General features: G+C 67.8%; 16 protein-coding genes and 2 pseudogenes. 7 read left to right on the top strand and 11 right to left on the bottom strand.

Annotation, left to right across the window (positions count from 1 at the left end):
• Positions 1 to 62: 62 nt before the first annotated feature.
• The 3 genes from AB0C25_RS09145 to AB0C25_RS09135 form a co-directional block, all read right to left on the bottom strand.
• A complete protein-coding gene (locus AB0C25_RS09145; RefSeq protein ID WP_357371170.1) occupies positions 63 to 473 on the bottom strand; it encodes a hypothetical protein in 411 nt (136 codons plus the stop codon).
• 273 nt (positions 474 to 746) lie between these two features.
• Positions 747 to 1,298, bottom strand: coding sequence for an NUDIX domain-containing protein (locus AB0C25_RS09140; RefSeq protein ID WP_357371168.1), 552 nt, complete (start codon positions 1,296 to 1,298; stop codon positions 747 to 749).
• Between the two features lie 93 nt (positions 1,299 to 1,391).
• Positions 1,392 to 2,255, bottom strand: coding sequence for a helix-turn-helix transcriptional regulator (locus tag AB0C25_RS09135; RefSeq protein ID WP_357371166.1), 864 nt, complete (start codon positions 2,253 to 2,255; stop codon positions 1,392 to 1,394).
• A 427-nt stretch (positions 2,256 to 2,682) separates the two neighbouring features.
• Between AB0C25_RS09135 and fxlM the strand changes: the two genes are divergently transcribed.
• The 4 genes from fxlM to AB0C25_RS09115 are packed head-to-tail and all read left to right on the top strand — an operon-like array spanning position 2,683 to position 6,696.
• Positions 2,683 to 3,924 carry a methyltransferase, FxLD system gene (fxlM, locus tag AB0C25_RS09130; RefSeq protein ID WP_357371164.1) on the top strand — a complete coding sequence of 414 codons (1,242 nt, stop codon included), beginning with the start codon at positions 2,683 to 2,685 and terminating at the stop codon, positions 3,922 to 3,924.
• The gene (locus AB0C25_RS09125) at positions 3,921 to 4,472 is read left to right on the top strand and encodes a kinase (RefSeq protein ID WP_357371162.1); all 552 of its coding nucleotides are present in this window, start codon (positions 3,921 to 3,923) and stop codon (positions 4,470 to 4,472) included. Before fxlM ends, AB0C25_RS09125 begins: the two co-directional genes overlap by 4 nt.
• On the top strand, positions 4,469 to 5,371 hold the full coding sequence (locus tag AB0C25_RS09120) for a hypothetical protein (RefSeq protein WP_357371160.1): 903 nt from the start codon (positions 4,469 to 4,471) through the stop codon (positions 5,369 to 5,371). Before AB0C25_RS09125 ends, AB0C25_RS09120 begins: the two co-directional genes overlap by 4 nt.
• Complete coding sequence (locus tag AB0C25_RS09115; RefSeq protein ID WP_357371158.1) at positions 5,368 to 6,696, top strand: MFS transporter; 1,329 nt, start codon at positions 5,368 to 5,370, stop codon at positions 6,694 to 6,696. The genes AB0C25_RS09120 and AB0C25_RS09115 overlap by 4 nt, the downstream gene beginning before the upstream one ends.
• Before the next feature lie 324 nt (positions 6,697 to 7,020).
• Here the strand turns inward: AB0C25_RS09115 and AB0C25_RS09110 are convergent, their stop codons facing one another.
• On the bottom strand, positions 7,021 to 7,233 hold the full coding sequence (locus AB0C25_RS09110; protein ID WP_357371156.1) for a hypothetical protein: 213 nt from the start codon (positions 7,231 to 7,233) through the stop codon (positions 7,021 to 7,023).
• Positions 7,234 to 7,403: 170 nt separating this feature from the next.
• Between AB0C25_RS09110 and AB0C25_RS09105 the strand changes: the two are divergent.
• A pseudogene (locus AB0C25_RS09105) lies at positions 7,404 to 7,607 on the top strand (DUF2510 domain-containing protein); the annotation flags it as partial.
• A 375-nt stretch (positions 7,608 to 7,982) separates the two neighbouring features.
• Here AB0C25_RS09105 and AB0C25_RS09100 read toward each other — a convergent pair.
• Positions 7,983 to 8,590, bottom strand: a pseudogene (locus AB0C25_RS09100) (transposase family protein); the annotation flags it as partial.
• 1,180 nt (positions 8,591 to 9,770) lie between these two features.
• Between AB0C25_RS09100 and AB0C25_RS09095 the strand changes: the two are divergent.
• Both AB0C25_RS09095 and AB0C25_RS09090 read left to right on the top strand, forming a co-directional pair.
• A complete protein-coding gene (locus AB0C25_RS09095) occupies positions 9,771 to 10,145 on the top strand; it encodes a VOC family protein (protein ID WP_357371154.1) in 375 nt (124 codons plus the stop codon).
• Between the two features lie 210 nt (positions 10,146 to 10,355).
• Positions 10,356 to 10,589, top strand: coding sequence for a hypothetical protein (locus tag AB0C25_RS09090; protein ID WP_357111728.1), 234 nt, complete (start codon positions 10,356 to 10,358; stop codon positions 10,587 to 10,589).
• Positions 10,590 to 10,785: 196 nt separating this feature from the next.
• Here AB0C25_RS09090 and AB0C25_RS09085 read toward each other — a convergent pair whose 3' ends face one another.
• The 6 genes from AB0C25_RS09085 to AB0C25_RS09060 all read right to left on the bottom strand — a co-directional run bounded on the left by AB0C25_RS09085 (position 10,786) and on the right by AB0C25_RS09060 (position 15,888).
• Complete coding sequence (locus AB0C25_RS09085) at positions 10,786 to 10,980, bottom strand: GNAT family N-acetyltransferase (protein WP_357371151.1); 195 nt, start codon at positions 10,978 to 10,980, stop codon at positions 10,786 to 10,788.
• A gap of 372 nt (positions 10,981 to 11,352) precedes the next feature.
• A complete protein-coding gene (locus AB0C25_RS09080; RefSeq protein WP_357371149.1) occupies positions 11,353 to 11,616 on the bottom strand; it encodes a DUF1883 domain-containing protein in 264 nt (87 codons plus the stop codon).
• Entirely contained in the window at positions 11,526 to 12,215 is a 690-nt protein-coding gene (locus AB0C25_RS09075; protein WP_357371147.1) for a tyrosine-type recombinase/integrase, read from the bottom strand. Before AB0C25_RS09075 ends, AB0C25_RS09080 begins: the two co-directional genes overlap by 91 nt.
• Before the next feature lie 389 nt (positions 12,216 to 12,604).
• Positions 12,605 to 13,033 carry a hypothetical protein gene (locus AB0C25_RS09070; RefSeq protein WP_357371145.1) on the bottom strand — a complete coding sequence of 143 codons (429 nt, stop codon included), beginning with the start codon at positions 13,031 to 13,033 and terminating at the stop codon, positions 12,605 to 12,607.
• 1,559 nt (positions 13,034 to 14,592) lie between these two features.
• Positions 14,593 to 15,330, bottom strand: coding sequence for a TIGR02391 family protein (locus AB0C25_RS09065; RefSeq protein ID WP_357371143.1), 738 nt, complete (start codon positions 15,328 to 15,330; stop codon positions 14,593 to 14,595).
• Between the two features lie 24 nt (positions 15,331 to 15,354).
• Positions 15,355 to 15,888 (bottom strand): hypothetical protein, encoded by a 534-nt coding sequence (locus tag AB0C25_RS09060; protein WP_357371977.1) that lies wholly within the window; start codon positions 15,886 to 15,888, stop codon positions 15,355 to 15,357.
• Between the last annotated feature and the right edge of the window lie 17 nt (positions 15,889 to 15,905).

Below are 15,905 nucleotides of genomic sequence, written 5' to 3'. Positions count from 1 at the left end.
TCCCACACAGAATCCCGCAGGTCTGATCGCCCCCGCTGGCCCTGCCACCGTGCCGCGCCGCCTCACGGCATGCGTGCTGACCGAACCTGTGGCAGCCCCTCCTCGGTCAGCGCAACCGTCAGCGGAACCTCACGCGACGGCGGGCTCTCGATGCTGTCACGCAACGACCGGTGCACAGGGCACTCGCACGACGGATGCAGCAGATCTGGACATCGGCCAAGAGCAGCGTTCAACTGCTGAACCCCGTCAACGGCGACCGGCCACGACCAGTCCATGTCCCACGGCTCCTCCCAGGGCTGGCGGAAACAGTCATGATCGAAGTACACGAGAAGCCCGGCCCCACACAAAGGACAGGCAGACAGGCTGGTCCAGCGGTAATTGACCTGGTGCCCGGGAGTACCGTGCGGCAGGCCCCATCTGCCGATACGAACATCGGTGCGCAGGTCTGCTCGGCAGGCGACGCAGATACGCATGGCTAACCCTCCTCCGCCGTCTGGCAACATCCACCGCAGAGATCGACGCAATCACGGGCGCCGTCAAACCAGCAGCGCACAGCGCGTCACGGGAGGCAAGACATCGAAGGGACCGTCCACCGATGCGGCGGCTCGCCGGAATGTTCTACGCGATCGCCCCCGATGACGCTACCCGCAGAGTCGTGCCGGGCGAAGGCAGACCGGTAGGGGCCGGGGTGCGTCAGCCCAGCGGCGGTTCGGGGGGAGCAAACGTCACCCGGCCTGGTCAACCCGTCATGCCGGCGCAGTCACCGCCCGCGCGATGCGGCTGCCGACAAGCCGCTCGGCCTCGGCCAGCGGGTACCAGGCGGCACCTCGCACCTCCGACTCCTGGATCAGACCCACATCAGCAGACGCTGTCGCAAACGGAAACCCGAAGTCGAGATGGAAGTGCGCGCGTTCCCCTCTGTCGGGCCGCGCCGGCACCTGCCCGTATTCGACATAAGCCGGCACCTGCGAGGTCGGGACAATACCGGAGGGATCAACGCCGGTCTCCTCCACGAGCTCCCGTATCGCCGCGCCGATCAGCGTGGCATCAGTCGGCTCGAGGTGTCCTCCAGGCTGGAGCAGTATCCCGTAGGCGAGGTGATCGACGAGCAGTACTTCGGCGCCGCCGCGCACCAGAAGCGCGCCGACAGTCACGTGCATGGGCAGATGAGAACGAGAGGCGACGTTCGCTCCTTCGGACAACAGCCGCATCGGCACCGCCAGCCCTGCGGCTTCGTGGGGGTAGAACGTGAGGTAGGCAGACAAGGCTCCCAAGACGTCCGAGTTGTCGATCGTCACGACTCGCCTCCGTTGTCGGTGGTAGCCCGAGCACACTTCTTCCGGGTCGACTGCTCGGACAAGGTGAGCTGACCTGTGCCTGTCGGCTGCTTGCTATCGAGGCGACGGCATCTTCGGCGGCGCGGTCGACGTCGTTGCGACCGCCGATGCGGACGAATGCCGCGCCAGCCCACTGATGACCACGCCGATGCGGTGTGAGCATTTTTCGACCTGTATCAGGCCGCCCTCCGCATCAGTGAGGGCCTCCGGTGGATCGCTAGTGTGATTGGCGATCAGGCTCTGAGTGGCGTGGGCCCAGGCCAGTACTTCGGGCTTCTCTACGGCGACGGCCAGGTCGGACACCTCGGCGGCGTACGCGCGCGCGATGCGGAAGGCCCCCAGGTCCAGGGCGAGGGCGGCGAGCAGTCCGGACAGGTGTGCGGCGGCCGTGTAGAGCCGAGCCCGTTGCGGTGGGTGTTGGGCGGCCATCAGCTCGTCGACGCAGGCCCTCAGCGGACGCAGACGGGCAACCAGCGTGCTCGGCGCGAAGCGCTCGTTGTCAATGATCGCCCGCTGAATCTCGTGTTCCAGGTGCGTCAGCCGGGCGTCATCGTCTGTGGTGCCTATCAGGGCCGACCGGCGGGCGATGATGCATTCCTCGCGCTCGAACAGCACGTCACCACTGGCCGCCGCGGTGTCGGCCGGCCTGGCCTGGGCGCGTTGACGGTGAAGGTCCAGCTCGATGATGCGGTCGTACTCGGCGCTCAGCGCGCCGCCCGTTCGCAGGATCGTGTCGCAGCGGCACCAGAACGTCCGGTCGGGGTGCTGCCGACCGGTTTCGATGCTGGCGATGGAGCTGCGGGCATACCGCACAAGAGGGGCGAGGCCATGCTGCGTGAGTCCGCCAGCCTTGCGCAGCTGCGCGAGGCGACGGCCGAGCGCGCGGCGCGCAGCACTGATCTCGTCGCTGTCGCCCATCGGCCACCACCCCCGGGTAGAGCGCTCACGGTGAGCGGTCACCGTAGCGACTGGCTGTGACATTTGTCGGGCCGACAGCCGGCGCATCATGCGGCGGGGTAGCACCATCGGCTGTCGCCGAAAGCGGTCCAGGCGGCGGGTGTTGGAGCTGATGTCGAGATGTGCCGACATTGTCGGCGCGCGGCGCTGCGGGCGTGTCGACTACCTGGAGTCCTACGGTGCCCGCATGCCCTCCGACCCCCCAGGAATTCACCGCTGGCCCGCCGCGTCAGCGAATGCCTCCAGCAGCCTGTCGACGGGTCGACCCGCTACCTCGAAGACGGCGTGCCGGTCTCCTGATCTCGACCTGCCGCATCCCCGCAACGGGCCGATGCTCGTCGCGGTCGGCCGGCTGCTCACCTGATATTCGTTCGAGGGAGGAAATGTCGTGGCACCTGGAAGCAGGACGACCGAGACGTTGAAGACGGAGGACGCTCGCCGGCAGCTGGTCGACCAGCTGCGCCGTCAGGGTTGGATTACCCGACCGGAGGTGGCGGCGGCGTTCACCGCAGTACCGCGGCACCTGTTCGCGCCGGCCGGTACCAGCATCGAGAGCGCGTACGCGAATGGTGTTGTCGTCACCCGACGCGGCTCGGACGGGAAGGCGACCAGTTCGATCTCCGCGCCGTGGCTGCAGGCGTACATGCTGGAAACCGCCGAGCTGCGGCCCGGAGCCCGGGTCCTCGAAATCGGCTCAGGAGGGTACAACGCCGCGCTGATCGCCGAGGTCGTCGGCCCAGCCGGAACCGTCGTCAGCGTCGACATCGACGTGCAGGTCGTCACCCACGCGCGAGAGGCGCTGGCACAGGCCGGCTACCCGCAGGTCGAGGTGGTCCACGCCGATGGCGTCCACGGCCATCCTGCCGACGGGTTGTGGGACACGGTGCTCGTCACGGTCGAGGCAAGTGACCTCCCACCCGCGTGGACCGACCAGCTCTCACCAGCCGGCAGACTGGTGGTGCCTTTGCGGATGCGCGGCAACACCCGCTGCCTCACCCTGCAGTCCGCAGGTGACCACCTGGCCGCGACAGCATCCGTGCAGTGCGGCTTCGTCGCGATGCAAGGCCACGGACGGGGCCCGGCCCGCCGGGTGCCGCTGCGCGGCGACGACGCCGTTCTCACCCTGGACGACGACACCACCACCACCAACACCGAGGCCCTCCGCGCTGCCCTTGACGGCCCACGGGTCGAGGTGTCCTCGCCGGTGACCCTGGACATGAGCATGAGCACCTGCCTCGAGAGCCTGCACCTCTGGCTGGCCAGTCAACCCCGCCCGTACGGCGTGCTCAGAGTCGACCGGGACCGCACCGCCGGCCTGCTGGATCCACAGGACCGCTTCTTCTGCCCCACCCTGCTGACCGGTGACAGCCTTGCCTACCTGACCGTGCGCGGCTACGACACGACGACGTGGCAGCTCGGCGGGCACGGCTTCGGTCCGCACGCCACCGAACTGACCAGCGATTTGATGGCACTGACAGTGGCCTGGGACCGGCAGTTCCGCGCCGGCGCCGGCCCGGACATCACCGTGCACCCGGCCGGCACGCGACTGCCCGACACTGAACGGTTGCAGCTGCTCGTGCCCCGCCGCCACACGCTGACCGCGATCACCTGGCCGGAGACAGACCGATGAGCAACACCGAGTTGCCGATCTTGATCTGCCTCCGCGGGAACTCCGGCTCCGGTAAGAGCACCATCGCCCGTGAGTTGCGGTATCGACACGGCCGCGGCTGCGCCCTCGTCGGCCAAGATCATATTAGGCGGATCCTGCTCAGGGAACGTGACAGGCCAGGTGGTCTCGCACCCACGCTCATGGCGCAGAACGTCCGCTTCTGTCTCGACCACGGCTACCACGTGATCCTGGAAGGGATCATGCACACCGCCCGGTACCGGAGCATGCTCACCGAGCAGCGCGACGCGCACCGCGGGCGAACGCTCTTCGTCTACCTCGACGTGTCGCTGCCAGAGACCCTACGGCGCCACGAAACGCGTCCCATGGCGGCGGAGGTGTCGCCGGAGAACCTGCGCAGCTGGTACACCCCACGCGACGTCCTCGGCTGGAGCGACGAACTCGTCCTGCCCGAGACCACCACGCTGGAGCAGGCGATCGAGCGCATCGCCACCGCGGCCGGCCTGCCGTTGACCGGCCGCGACGACGACCTGCTCCCGGCAGTCCCATGACCGCACCACCGAGAGCAACCCCAGACAATGCCGGGCTCGGGGCGGATGATGTGTTCGCGGCGCTGGTCGCCCGTGCCGCTGCCGCACGGGTGGGCGCCGGCCGGGTGGTGCACCGTACCGGCAAGGCCGTCGTCGCCACCGGCCGCCGCGACGGCCGACTGGTGATCGTGAAAGTGTTGACCACCGATGACCCGTACTGGGTCGGCTGGCGTCAGCACGAGCTGCGCATGTACGAGCTGTTCACCGATCAGCCGCCCCTCGTGCGCGTGCCGCGGGTCCTGTACGCCGATGCCCACCTGACCGTCCTTACTCAGCTACCCGGGCAGCGCCTGGACGACCAACGCCACCTCACTCGCGACGTCAGCCCGGCCACCGCACAGCTGGTCCTGGACACCCTCGACACCGTCGCCGCCTGGACGCCGGCACCGCCGCTGCCGCAACCTGTCGACTACCACGGCCGCACCGACGCCGAACACGCCGCCGGACTCCTCGACGACGCCGATCAGTACGCCCTACACACCCTCGTTGACCAGCTCGGCGCGGGCCGGGTCACCGCGCACGGCGACCCCCTACCCGCGAACCTGCTCCTCGACCGCGAGCACTGCGCCCTCATCGACTTCGTGCACACCGGCAGCTACCTACCCGGCTACGACCTCGCGCTGCTGCACATCGTCGGCGCTGCGGCCAGCCCGACCCTCACTGCCGCGATCGCCGAACGTGTGCTCACCGCCGACATTACGACGGCCTACTACGTCAGCCTGCTCCTGCTGACCTGCCGAGAGATCCGTCTGCACACTGTGCTGCCAGCAGGCGGCGCGACCACGTCCCGGCTCGCGTACCTGCGACAGCCACTCAGCCAGGCACGCCACCACGTTCAGGCGCTGACGCGATGGGCATGAACCGGACGACCGCCGGCGCGCCGGTCCAGCCCAGCCCTGTGGGCGGCTCACAGGCACCTTCCCCGCTGAGCCGTGACTTCCACCGGCTGTGGGGCGCCTACTCGGTCAGCCACCTGGGATCCGCCGTCGGGGCGGGCGCGCTGCCGCTGGTCGCGATCCTGCTGCTGGACTCATCGAGTCTGCAGATCTCCCTGCTCGCGGTGATCTCCGGCCTCGCCTCGGCAGTCATCGTCCTACCCCTGGGTCCCTGGATTGAGTTCCGGCGCAAACGGCCCGTGATGATCGGCGCCGACCTGCTGCGCTTCGCGGCCCTGACCAGCGTCCCCATCGCCGCCGCGCTAGGCGCCCTGACGTACGAGCAGCTGTGCGTCGTCGCCGTCGTGCAGACCGCCGGCACCATCGTGTTCAGCGCCGCCAGCGGCGCACACCTGAAACACCTCGTCACCCCCGATCAACGTGTCACCGCCAACAGCCGATTCGAGACCTCCCAGTGGACGGCGAACAGCCTCGGCTCACCCATCGGCGGTGTCCTCGTGTCCTGGCTCGGCGCTACCGCGTCCATCACCGTCGACGCCGCGAGCTTCCTGATGTCCGCGCTCGGGATCCACCGCCTCCGCAGCCCCGAACCGCCGCCACCAACGCGGCAACCCGCCCCGAGCCGCGGCCGGGAAGCCATCGAAGGATGGCGGAACATCCTTCACCACGCGGGCCTGCGAGCCCTGTTCGTCAACGCCATCATCTTCGGCGGCGCCATCACGGCCAGCACGCCCATCATCGCGGTGTTCATGCTCCGCGACCTCCACCTAGCGCCCTGGCAGTACGGCCTGGCCCTCGGACTGCCCTGCCTCGGCGGCATCCTCGGCTCCCTCACCGCCGGCCCCCTCACCACCCGATACGGCCTCCGCACGGTCCTACTCACCACCGGCGTCGCCCGCACCCCCTGGATGGGATTCATCCCCCTCGCCCCGCCCGGCACACCGGGACTGATCATCATCACCCTCGCCGACACACTCCTGCTGTTCATGGCGGGAACGTTCAATCCCACCTTCGCCGCCTACCGCATGAACCACACCAGCGAGCACTGCCTGTCCCGCGTCCTGACCGCCTGGTCCATCACCAGCAAACTCACCCAACCCATCGTCATCGCCGCCGCCGGCATCCTCGCCGCCGCCACCGGCCCCCGCACCGCCCTCACGGCAACCGCCGCCCTCACCCTCACCAGCGCCGCGTTCCTGCCATGGAAGACAACCATGAACAACCCGACCCACACCCCCGCCGCCAACCCGCCCAGAGGGACGTCGCCTACCGGCACGTCATTCCGGTAGCGCGAGCACCCGCCTACCCACCGCCGTCACGGCCGCCGCCACCACACCCAGGGAGAACGCAAAGTGAGCGATGACAACGCGCAGCGGCGGGCACCCCCGCCGCTACACCGGCACCACCACGGATTTCGTGCTGGACGGCACACGAGACGCCTCACCACGGCCACCTCGTCCGGTCAGCTCACCCACGTCGACCTGCGCGTCGACAAACACGGCTCCACCCTGGCCGGCCTAACCGAAGCGTTGTCCACGGCGATCACCACCGGTCTGCAAGCCGGCGCGCCCCCGTCCGAGTTCATGGCCCGACTAGGGCATACGCGCCGCTGGTCACCGGTCGGCGCCTGGGTCGCTCCAGCGGCCGATGACGGTGTGGCGTACGCCGGCGTCGAGCATCGCGTCAGCCCGGTGTCGGCCGTTGATGTACGGAACGACAGCGCCGGGCACTTCGGGCTGGATTGGTTCGAGGAACAACGTCTCAGCAGCCGTCAACACCCGGCCGTCGAGGCCCTGGGCGCGCAGTGCGGTCACCGCGGCGAACATCCGCGCGTTCTCGGGATCATCGGTGGGGGCGCGCGACGGACAGACGGGCGACGTGCGGGTCCAAGCCGCCGCTGGGGTCGACAGAGACGCGCTAATACCAGCGCCAACGGGCCGCAGGTAAGACCCACACAAGGCCATGCGCGTGCCTCATCGACGTCGTCTATCGAAGCATGATCATGGACGCGGAGGCCTCTCTATGCCAAATCCTTGACATAGAGAGGTGCCGCCAGATCCACACACCAGCGCTATCATCTGCACACGCGGGGGGATGGTCGATGGCAGAGCAGGCTAAGGGCTGGTTTCAGTGCCCCTCGGATCTGCCGCTGGAGCGGTACTTCGATGGCCGCTGCTGGACCGACCGCACTCGTGCGGCTTCCGGTCCCACTAATCCGGGGTGGCATGCTGTTGCGGCAGCCTTTCAGGGGTTGGACATAGACTGGCCAGCTGACCTCTCAGCGACGACGCGGGCTCGACGCCGAGTGCCACGTCAAGCCTCTCGAAGAAGGCTCGTCGTGCCAGTAGCGACGAGACGGGCTGGACTCAGCCGAGTGCCACGTCAAGCTTTTCGAGCAGGGCTCTACGTGCCAGTTCGGGCTGGTGAACCTCCGCCTGCGCTTACGGCAGGGGAGGGCAGGGCAGATCGCGCAGGTCTCTTCGAATTCCTGGTTCCGGCCACGGCTGTCCTTGCCCAGACCTTGCTGCTGTCTGCTGTGGGTGTCTGCTCCTTACTAGTCTCGGCGGTGGCCGCGCTCCGGCAGCGAGCTGCCGTTTGTGGGCTTGCGGTACGGCATGATCACCTCGGGATTGCCGCGGTGCCCACCGTCGGCCATTACCGTCCGCCCGCACAGCTTTGGTTGATGCCGGAGGTGCGGTAGACGATCGTGTCGTTGCGGTTGCCCGGCTGGGGTTCGCCGACAGCGATGACCAGGCGGGTGGAGGCGTCGATGGCGACCTGCAGGTTTGTCGAGTATCGGTAGTTCTTGCTCCGTGCGGCCAGCCGGTGATCGCGCGTCGGACTCAGAGTGCCGTCGACGATCGCGATGTGCTCGACCGGCCGCTTGCGCACCGGCGCCAAAGCCAGCAGCGGTGCTGTGTGTCGATGACCCGGTGCGCCGCCGAGTGCGACACCCCGAACAGGGGACCACATCTACCGCATCGTCAGGTTCGTTCGCCAGTAGGCGGCCACCAGCAACACCCGATCCGGCAGGTCCAGGGCCCACTGCCGACCCGGTCGGCCGTCAGCGATGCCGTCACCGCCACGCTCGGCGACCAGCCGGACCAGCGTGCGGAACTGCGCGGGCTGCAACCGTGTGATCGGGAAGATCCACTCCGGGCGGGCTGCCGTGATCACCTGCACCCCCGGCATCCCGCCGGACCGTCCTTGGCAGCCAACGATCGCTTTAGCTCTTCATCGGCTGGATGGCTGGCTCTTGTCATAGTCGACAGCGAGCACTCTCCTCGCCGCCTCAACCTCCTCGCGGGGAGCGCTTCGTCGATGGCGCTGACCGCCGATCCCGCACCACGTCGGGTCCCCACCAGATGCGTGGCGCCGCCGCCCGTACCGGCACGACCACGCCGAGAGATGCCGGGACGACGACTCGCCCGGCGCGTGCTGCACACGGCCCGGCGAGCACAAAGCGTACGGACGACGCAGTTGCAGGCACGCTCCCCATCGGAGCGCCGAAGATGCCCCAAGCCGAAGAGCCACGTCGTGGATGTCAACACGGATCTCCCACCGCATCTCAGGCGGCGGAAGCAACCCAGCAAGCTCTCACCTGAAGCCCCAGCCCTGTGCGCCGCGATGACCCTTCACGCCATATGCACCTTTACGATCGGCGGATCTTGCCGCACTGAACGGACATCTCGATCACCGAGGCGTGCTGCTGTCAACTGCGAAGTAGTCGGCGATCCGGCTCGCTCGTAGTAACCTCGACCGACGCAACCTTCGCTTTAGGAGCCAGATGCTCGTGGGGAACGAGGGGAATTGAACCCACGAAGACCTCATGTCAAGCCTCCTCCGTCAAGGCTTGTCATTGCTTGTCAAAACCCCTTGTTACCATCCGTAACGAAACCGAGCTTGTCATTGATTGTCAAAAATAGGCGTTGAGCTGCACGGACACGATCAAAACGCTGGTCGCTCCTTGCCACTGATTGTCAACGGCAGACGGGGGTTTTCGGGGGGTAAACGGGGGCCCGGCAGACATGACAGTGCTGGGTCCCAGCGCGCCCCGCTCCCCCGCCATCGGGGACGTGCCGTCACCAGAAAACAGCGTGCGCCCGCCCGTCGCGACTCGCCTACCCCGGGCAAGGGGTTCGTCTCGGTGGACCGCCACGGACCGATGCCCGACGTGGGATACGCCTTATCGGCGCCATCCCGCTCAGCTGAAGATCAGCCCACCTAGGTCCCGCGCCAGGCGTTCGAAACCCGTCTTTGTCACGAGCCCTCTCAGCCGGACGCGTCTCCACGACCCGACGCGGTGCGCACTGATCTGCCGAGCTGAGTGCGCCCCAGTCGGAGCGGGCTGCACATCGTCGCTATGGTCGGTGTCGTGGAGACACTGGGCCGACTTGCCGGAGTCACAGTCGACTGCCGGGATCCGCAGCGACTGGCTGACTTCTGGTCCGTGGTGCTTGGAGGACGCGTGACGGAGTCTCTTCCCGGCTGGCGGCGCGTCAATGTCGCCGGGGGCGGCCCGGTGCTGACATTCCAGCCGGTCCCGGAGCCCAAGGCTGGCAAGACGCGACTACACCTCGACATCGCCGTTGACGACGTTGACGAAGCGGTCGATCGGATCGGGATGTTGGGCGGGCGGTGGACAGGTGAACGGCATGACTACCAGGAGGGCGCAGTCCTCGTCATGGCCGACCCGGAGGACAACGAGTTCTGCGTCGTGCAGTACTACCGGGTGTGATCTGGTTCGGCTTTCGACCGAGCATCCGAGACCTGCTGATGGCGTCGTACGCACCGTCGTCGTTGCCACTGATCAGAAGTGGCCGCGAGAGTGTGGAGCCGTCGACACACTCTTCTGCCGCCGAGCGGGCGCCCCGTTCCGTGACGTCGCGGGGTGGGGCGGACGCCCGGCCGATGAGCGTATGTTGGGAGCAGCGAAGGGCGGATCGCCGTGATCCCGACACTGATCTTGTTCGGCCTTGTATTCGGACGCTGGTGGCGGTTGTCGCTCATCGCCGCCGCTCTGGGGTGGCCAGTCCTGCTCGCCGCCGACGACGTGATGAGTGTCGGGCCGGGGTTGCTCGGCGCGTCTGGGCTCGCCATAGCCAACACCGGCGTCGGCGTGTTGATTCATCAGGGCATCCTGCGAATGATGCGCGTGCTGAGAACCGAGCAGGACCGTTAACGAGGCAGTCCGGTCGGTGATGCGGCTGTCTGGGCCGCCAGAGGTCAGCCGGTCGGTGCGGCACCGGTCCGGTCCGGTCCCGCAGAACGCTTCCACGGGCAACGACCCGAGAACGCACGGCATCTGCCGCTGATCGCGCGACTCGCGCCGCGTTCGGCACGGCCGTCCGCGCAGCCGGCGAACTGGCGTTCGGGGCTCAGGCTCTGATCCGGATGCTCAGCTGAGCGCCAAGCTGACGGAATCCCAGCGCCCGCGCCACTCGGCGCGACGGTTCCGGTCGAGCCCGCCACTGCGGCAGCAGATGGTTCGCCAAACCGTCCGCGACTGCTACGGAGGCAACGGCACGCGCCAGCCCGCGCCCACGTTCATTCGGCTTAGTAAGTACGCACATGTGGGCCACCAGCCCCGGCCAGCGCCGGTAGCCAGCCGCCGGCAGTGGCTGACCCCACGGCTGATCGGGCTGCTCGCCGGTGGCACGGCCAGCACACTGGTGATCGCCGGCATCGATGTGTCAGTGGTTGCGATGCTGCGTGACGCTGGCCAGGTCGACTGGACCGGCGTGGTGCTAGCGCTCTGGGCCTCGTGCTCCTTGATCGGCGGCTTCACCTACGGCGCGCTGTCCCGCTCGCTGCCGTCGCTGATCCTCACCCTGATCCTCGGTCTGGTCACCATTCCGATCGGCCTGGGCAGCGGCCAGTGGTGGCTGCGGGTCCTGCGAGCTCAATCTGACGAAGCCTTCGCCGTCGTGGTGGGCCGGAAACGGTCAGTCGAAGACCTGGTTCACCGTGACCCGGATGCGATCGGGGTGGCTGTCGACCACGAGGAACCAGTGGTCGTCGTAGGGCACCTCCAGGAACACGGGGGTGAGGTCGTAGAAGCCGCCGAAGTACTCGTACTCCTCGTCGTCGAGATACGCCTGATACTCGTCGCCGTCCATCAGGCAGACCCGGGCGGTCGAGCCACGCAACCCGACCTCGAACACTGCGCCGCCCGCGCACGTGCCGAGGTTCCAGTAGAGGTGATCCATACGCTATGTGTAGTGGATGGTGACGCCCGGTAGGAAGGCTGCCGGGCGAGCACGGTCACAGCGGTGGTGCCCGTCCTGCGTGCGGCGGCGATACGGAGGTCGGCCTGGCCGTTCCTCGAAGAGCTCACTCGAAGATCCGCTCCACCATGGCGGCTTGCTCCGCGATGCTTGCGCGAAAGTAGCCGGCGGTGGTGTCGAGCGAGGCGTGCCCCGAGCAGCGCCTGGAACTGCGCGGAGCTCCCGCCGCCCTGGCGCAACCGGGTGGCGTAGGTGTGGCGCAGGCGGTGCGGGCGCAGGCTGGGCGGGCCGGCGGCGTCGCCGACGATGAGCACCACCTGGCTGATGCCGGAGGTGGTCAGCCGGCCGCGCTGCCCGGTCCACAGCGGTTCCGCCTCGGTGCCGCGGTGGCAGAGCCAGGCGCTGAGGCGTTCGCGTGCCGGTGCCGGGACCGGCACCTGACGGACCTCGTCGCCCTTGCCGTACAGGCGGATCGTGCCGGTGCGGACGGTGAGGGCGAGGTCGTCGACGTCGAGGCGGGCGCACTCCTGCGCCGGGCGTCGGTATAAACAACACGGCGACGGCGGCGTCGCGGACGCCACGGCGGCTGGCGGCCCGATCGACGGCGCCTTGCTCCTAGGGGGTGAGCGCGTCGGGTTCGCCGGGTCGGGACACGCGGGTCCGCTTGACCTTCAGCCGGAGCCCGGCGCGCGCCAATCTCGTAGAGCAGGTCGACGGCGGCGAGGGCTTGGTTCAGCTGGACAAACCGGCGTTGGTGGCGGTGAGGTGCCGCCGCCAGGCGTGACGGCGGTCTCGGCGCCGACCTGGTCGACGAAGGCGTCCGGGTGCTCGCCGGCGTGCTCGTCGAGCCAGGCGGCGTACGCGCGGGTGCGGGCCCGGTACGCCTTGGTGGTGTTGGCGGCCAGTGCGCAGATGACGCGCGCGGCGGCGGCACCCGTCGTACAGGCGTGCGTATTGGTCCACCAGGCCGTCAGAACGGCACGCTAAGCTGCTCGATTGCCGTACGAGCCCGCTCCTGAGCACCTGCCGTACTGCCAGCCACCACGCCCATAGCCACTGGGGCGAGAAGGCCCTTCAACGCGTTGACGGCACGACGGACCTTTTCCCGGTCAGGTTCAGTCTGCGCAGCCTCGACAAAGACATCGGTAGCCGCCAGCCGTGCCTCACGGAGATCATCTTCACTCAAGCCAACGTCGGCCAGCTTCTCTACCGTGCCTGCCACCGCTTCGGCGATGAGCTCGAACCCCGGAGCAACCTGCTCCGTATGGCTGCACGCTTGGCTGACCGTGTTGTTCCCCCAAGCCAACTGCGTCCTGTCCACGTTGCCGTAGATGACCGGGCCATAGTGGTTGATGGTCTTGCCGAACCCTGCATGCGACATGGCGTCCTGTTTTCTCACCGTGTCCGCATGATCCCCGCGGCGGGGCTGCGCAAAGAGTACGACTGACGGTCGGCACCGCTGACCGTCGCAGCAACAGCCTTCCGGAGGGGCCGACCCAGTGGACGGAACATCAGGGAGCTTGCCAGCGGCCACCGTGCGGATCACCGCGCAGAGGATCGAAGCCAATTGCTTGGAAAAGTGGTAGGAAAAGGTCAGGGCCCCGGTGACCAGCGCTAACGCGAGGCCAATCTTGATGATCTCCGCCGGATTTTGGGCAGCATCGGCTAACTGGCCATTAGCCGAAAATTGCTGTAAAGAGCCTCTCCGGCGGGCTCATCCCTAGTAGCCCCTCCCAAGTCCGACTGCCGAGAACACTCTGATAGTACCCGAGGACCGTGGGCAGCCGGCGCATTGCATCACAACCGTAGACACACCAGTTGCGCACGCCGACAGCTCGGTTCACGAGGTGACCTGCGCGGAGCGTCCTGCTCCGGCTGTTGTCGCACCGCAATCCTCCTCTTCGGCTGCGGGGTTTGGACCCCCGCGCTCGCTCCGAGAAGCGGCGCCGAGCGGTAGGAGCTCCACGGTTGGTGACAACCGCAGTGCCGAGGAATGTTCCTCTCCCACAGACCCGGTACATCCCCGGTTCTGTCCAGGTTCGATACGCTGATGACGGCGCACATCTGTTCGAGGCGGATCCAGCGAATGCCGATGATGCTCCGGATCGGCCAGCCGGGTGGGATCGGGTGATGATTGTTAGAGCAGGGTGTCGGGGCGAGCGAACAGCCCTGCACCGTGCCCGTCGACATCTTGGTGACGTTTGCAGCGGCCTCCGCCGGTGGCGATGGTGCAGCGTCTGCCCTTGCGATTGATGGCTCCGCACTGCACCGCCGGGTCGTGAACGTGACACAGACCGGACGGTCGTGGGTCGATCATGCAGGGCTCGCCTTTGGTAGTGACAGCCGAGCAGTGTGCGCTCGGCTGCGCCGGATCTGCAGGCTGTAGGACGACCGTTCCCTCGACTGGTGGCACTGGTTGCGTCATGGGCGCGCGGCGCGTGTGCTCGGCGGCAGCCCGGGAGTAGAGCGGTCGCCCGGCGATCCTCCGGCGGATGGTAGGTATTCGGACTACTCCAATCGGGTCGGGCACGATCCATGTCCTCGCGTCGTTCCAGCGCACCCAGAGCGGGATCGCACCGGCGTCGGCCTCGCACAGCAGTTTCCGGCTGGACCACTGCTTGTCGGTGCGGTCGATCTCGATAGCGATGGGCGGGCCGTCGAGCCGTTGACACACGACGTCCAGGTAGCCGGGTCGGTCAGGGTGTGGTCCGGGTAGGCCGGCGATGCTGGGCACCTCGCGGCGCACTCGCCATCCGTGCTCCACACCCCAGCCCACGACCTGGCGAGTCAACTCGGCGGTCACCCGGGCGGCGGACCAGTCGGTGAACTCCAGTGGCGCCAGGTAGCCCTGCAGCGACGCTGCCGCCCGCCGTCACCGCTCCTTGACGTCCAGACTGGAACAATAGTGCCTGCCTTGACCCCGACGCGCTCCGTCTGGCACTCACGCGATGGGAAGGGTCAGTCGCCGTGAAGGTCCACGCCTTCACCAGCGACGGGACCATCGGGGATTTTGCCGAGCAGCCTGAGAAGTAGGTCCGCCAGGAGGACGGTCTCGGCGGCTTCGGTGGAGTCGGAGTAGTCGACGCGGCGATGGCTCGATGGGTTCTTAAACAGCCCGATGGCGCCTTTGAACAGCTCCATCTGGGCCACCGACTCGCCTGGGTCAAGGTCATCGCGCCAGAGGGGGCCGGCTTGGTCGCTGGGGTTCTTCGGCGGGCGGAACGCCTCCTGCATCAGCTTCGTCCCCACCAGGCTGTCGGAGAGCCCGGCGCGGCGACGGACCTGGACCTCGACCTCCTTCAACGCCGTGAACGCCGCCGTCTCGTAATCGCCGCGCAGGAACTGAGGCCGGGCGGTGAACTCCAGTTCAGGAACGAGGTCGACGTCGAGCCGCTCGACCGCCCGGAGCCAGTGGGCACCGTGAAGTAGAAACTGACGACCGCGCCTGGTGGTGGTAAATGCCTCGGCGGCGCTCTGGTCAACGGTCCGGGCGATCAGGCACTTGGCCTGCAGCCAGCCCCATGCCTCCGACAGGAGCTGAACCGTGTCCGGATCCCGGGGATAGTGATCCTGCCGGACTTCGAGTAGCCAGTTGCGCCAGTTCCACGCATCCTGCGCGGAGGCCAGCACCCGCAGGGCGAGCTCGTCGAGGGTTAGGGCGCGAACTTCGTCGGCCGTGAGGGTCCAGTTCTGCACGTGGTCGAGGCTCCTGGATCTGAGTCAGCCGATCGCGGCGTTGCCCAGCTGCTCGATGGCGGTTTGTGCCCAGGCCTGGGCTCCCTCACCCGCACCGATGGCCAGGCCGGTGGCGATTGGGGCAAGCAGTCCCTTGAGCGCGGCGACGCCGCGCCGCAGCCGGCTCGGGTCCGGCGTCTCCTGGGTGACCTCGGTGAGGACCTCGTCGGCGGCAGCCTCTGCATCCTGCAGGTCCTGCTCCGACAGACCAACCGCCGACAGCCCTTGTCGGGTGCTGACCACGGCCTGGGCCAGGGCCTCGAAGCCAGGCGTGATCTGCTCGTTGTGTGTCTGCGTCTGGTTGACGGTGCCGGTGTTGTTCCATGCCAGCTGAGCGCCTGCGGCCCCGCCGTGGATCACCGGCCCGTTGTAGGTGATCGTCGTCGGCACGGTAGTACGCTCCGCCCCGCGCAGGCCCGTCGGCGCATCGGCGACCGTCGTCACCTGGATGGGGTGCTTGTCGAACTCGCGCTGCATCTCGCGCATCATCCGGGCGATCCCCTGCTTGTTGATGGTCACCTTCGCCAAGATCCTCT

This window comes from Micromonospora sp. NPDC048839, from assembly GCF_040649915.1.
Classification (GTDB): Bacteria; Actinomycetota; Actinomycetes; order Mycobacteriales; family Micromonosporaceae; genus Micromonospora.
This window is presented reverse-complemented; position numbering and strand designations above follow the sequence as displayed.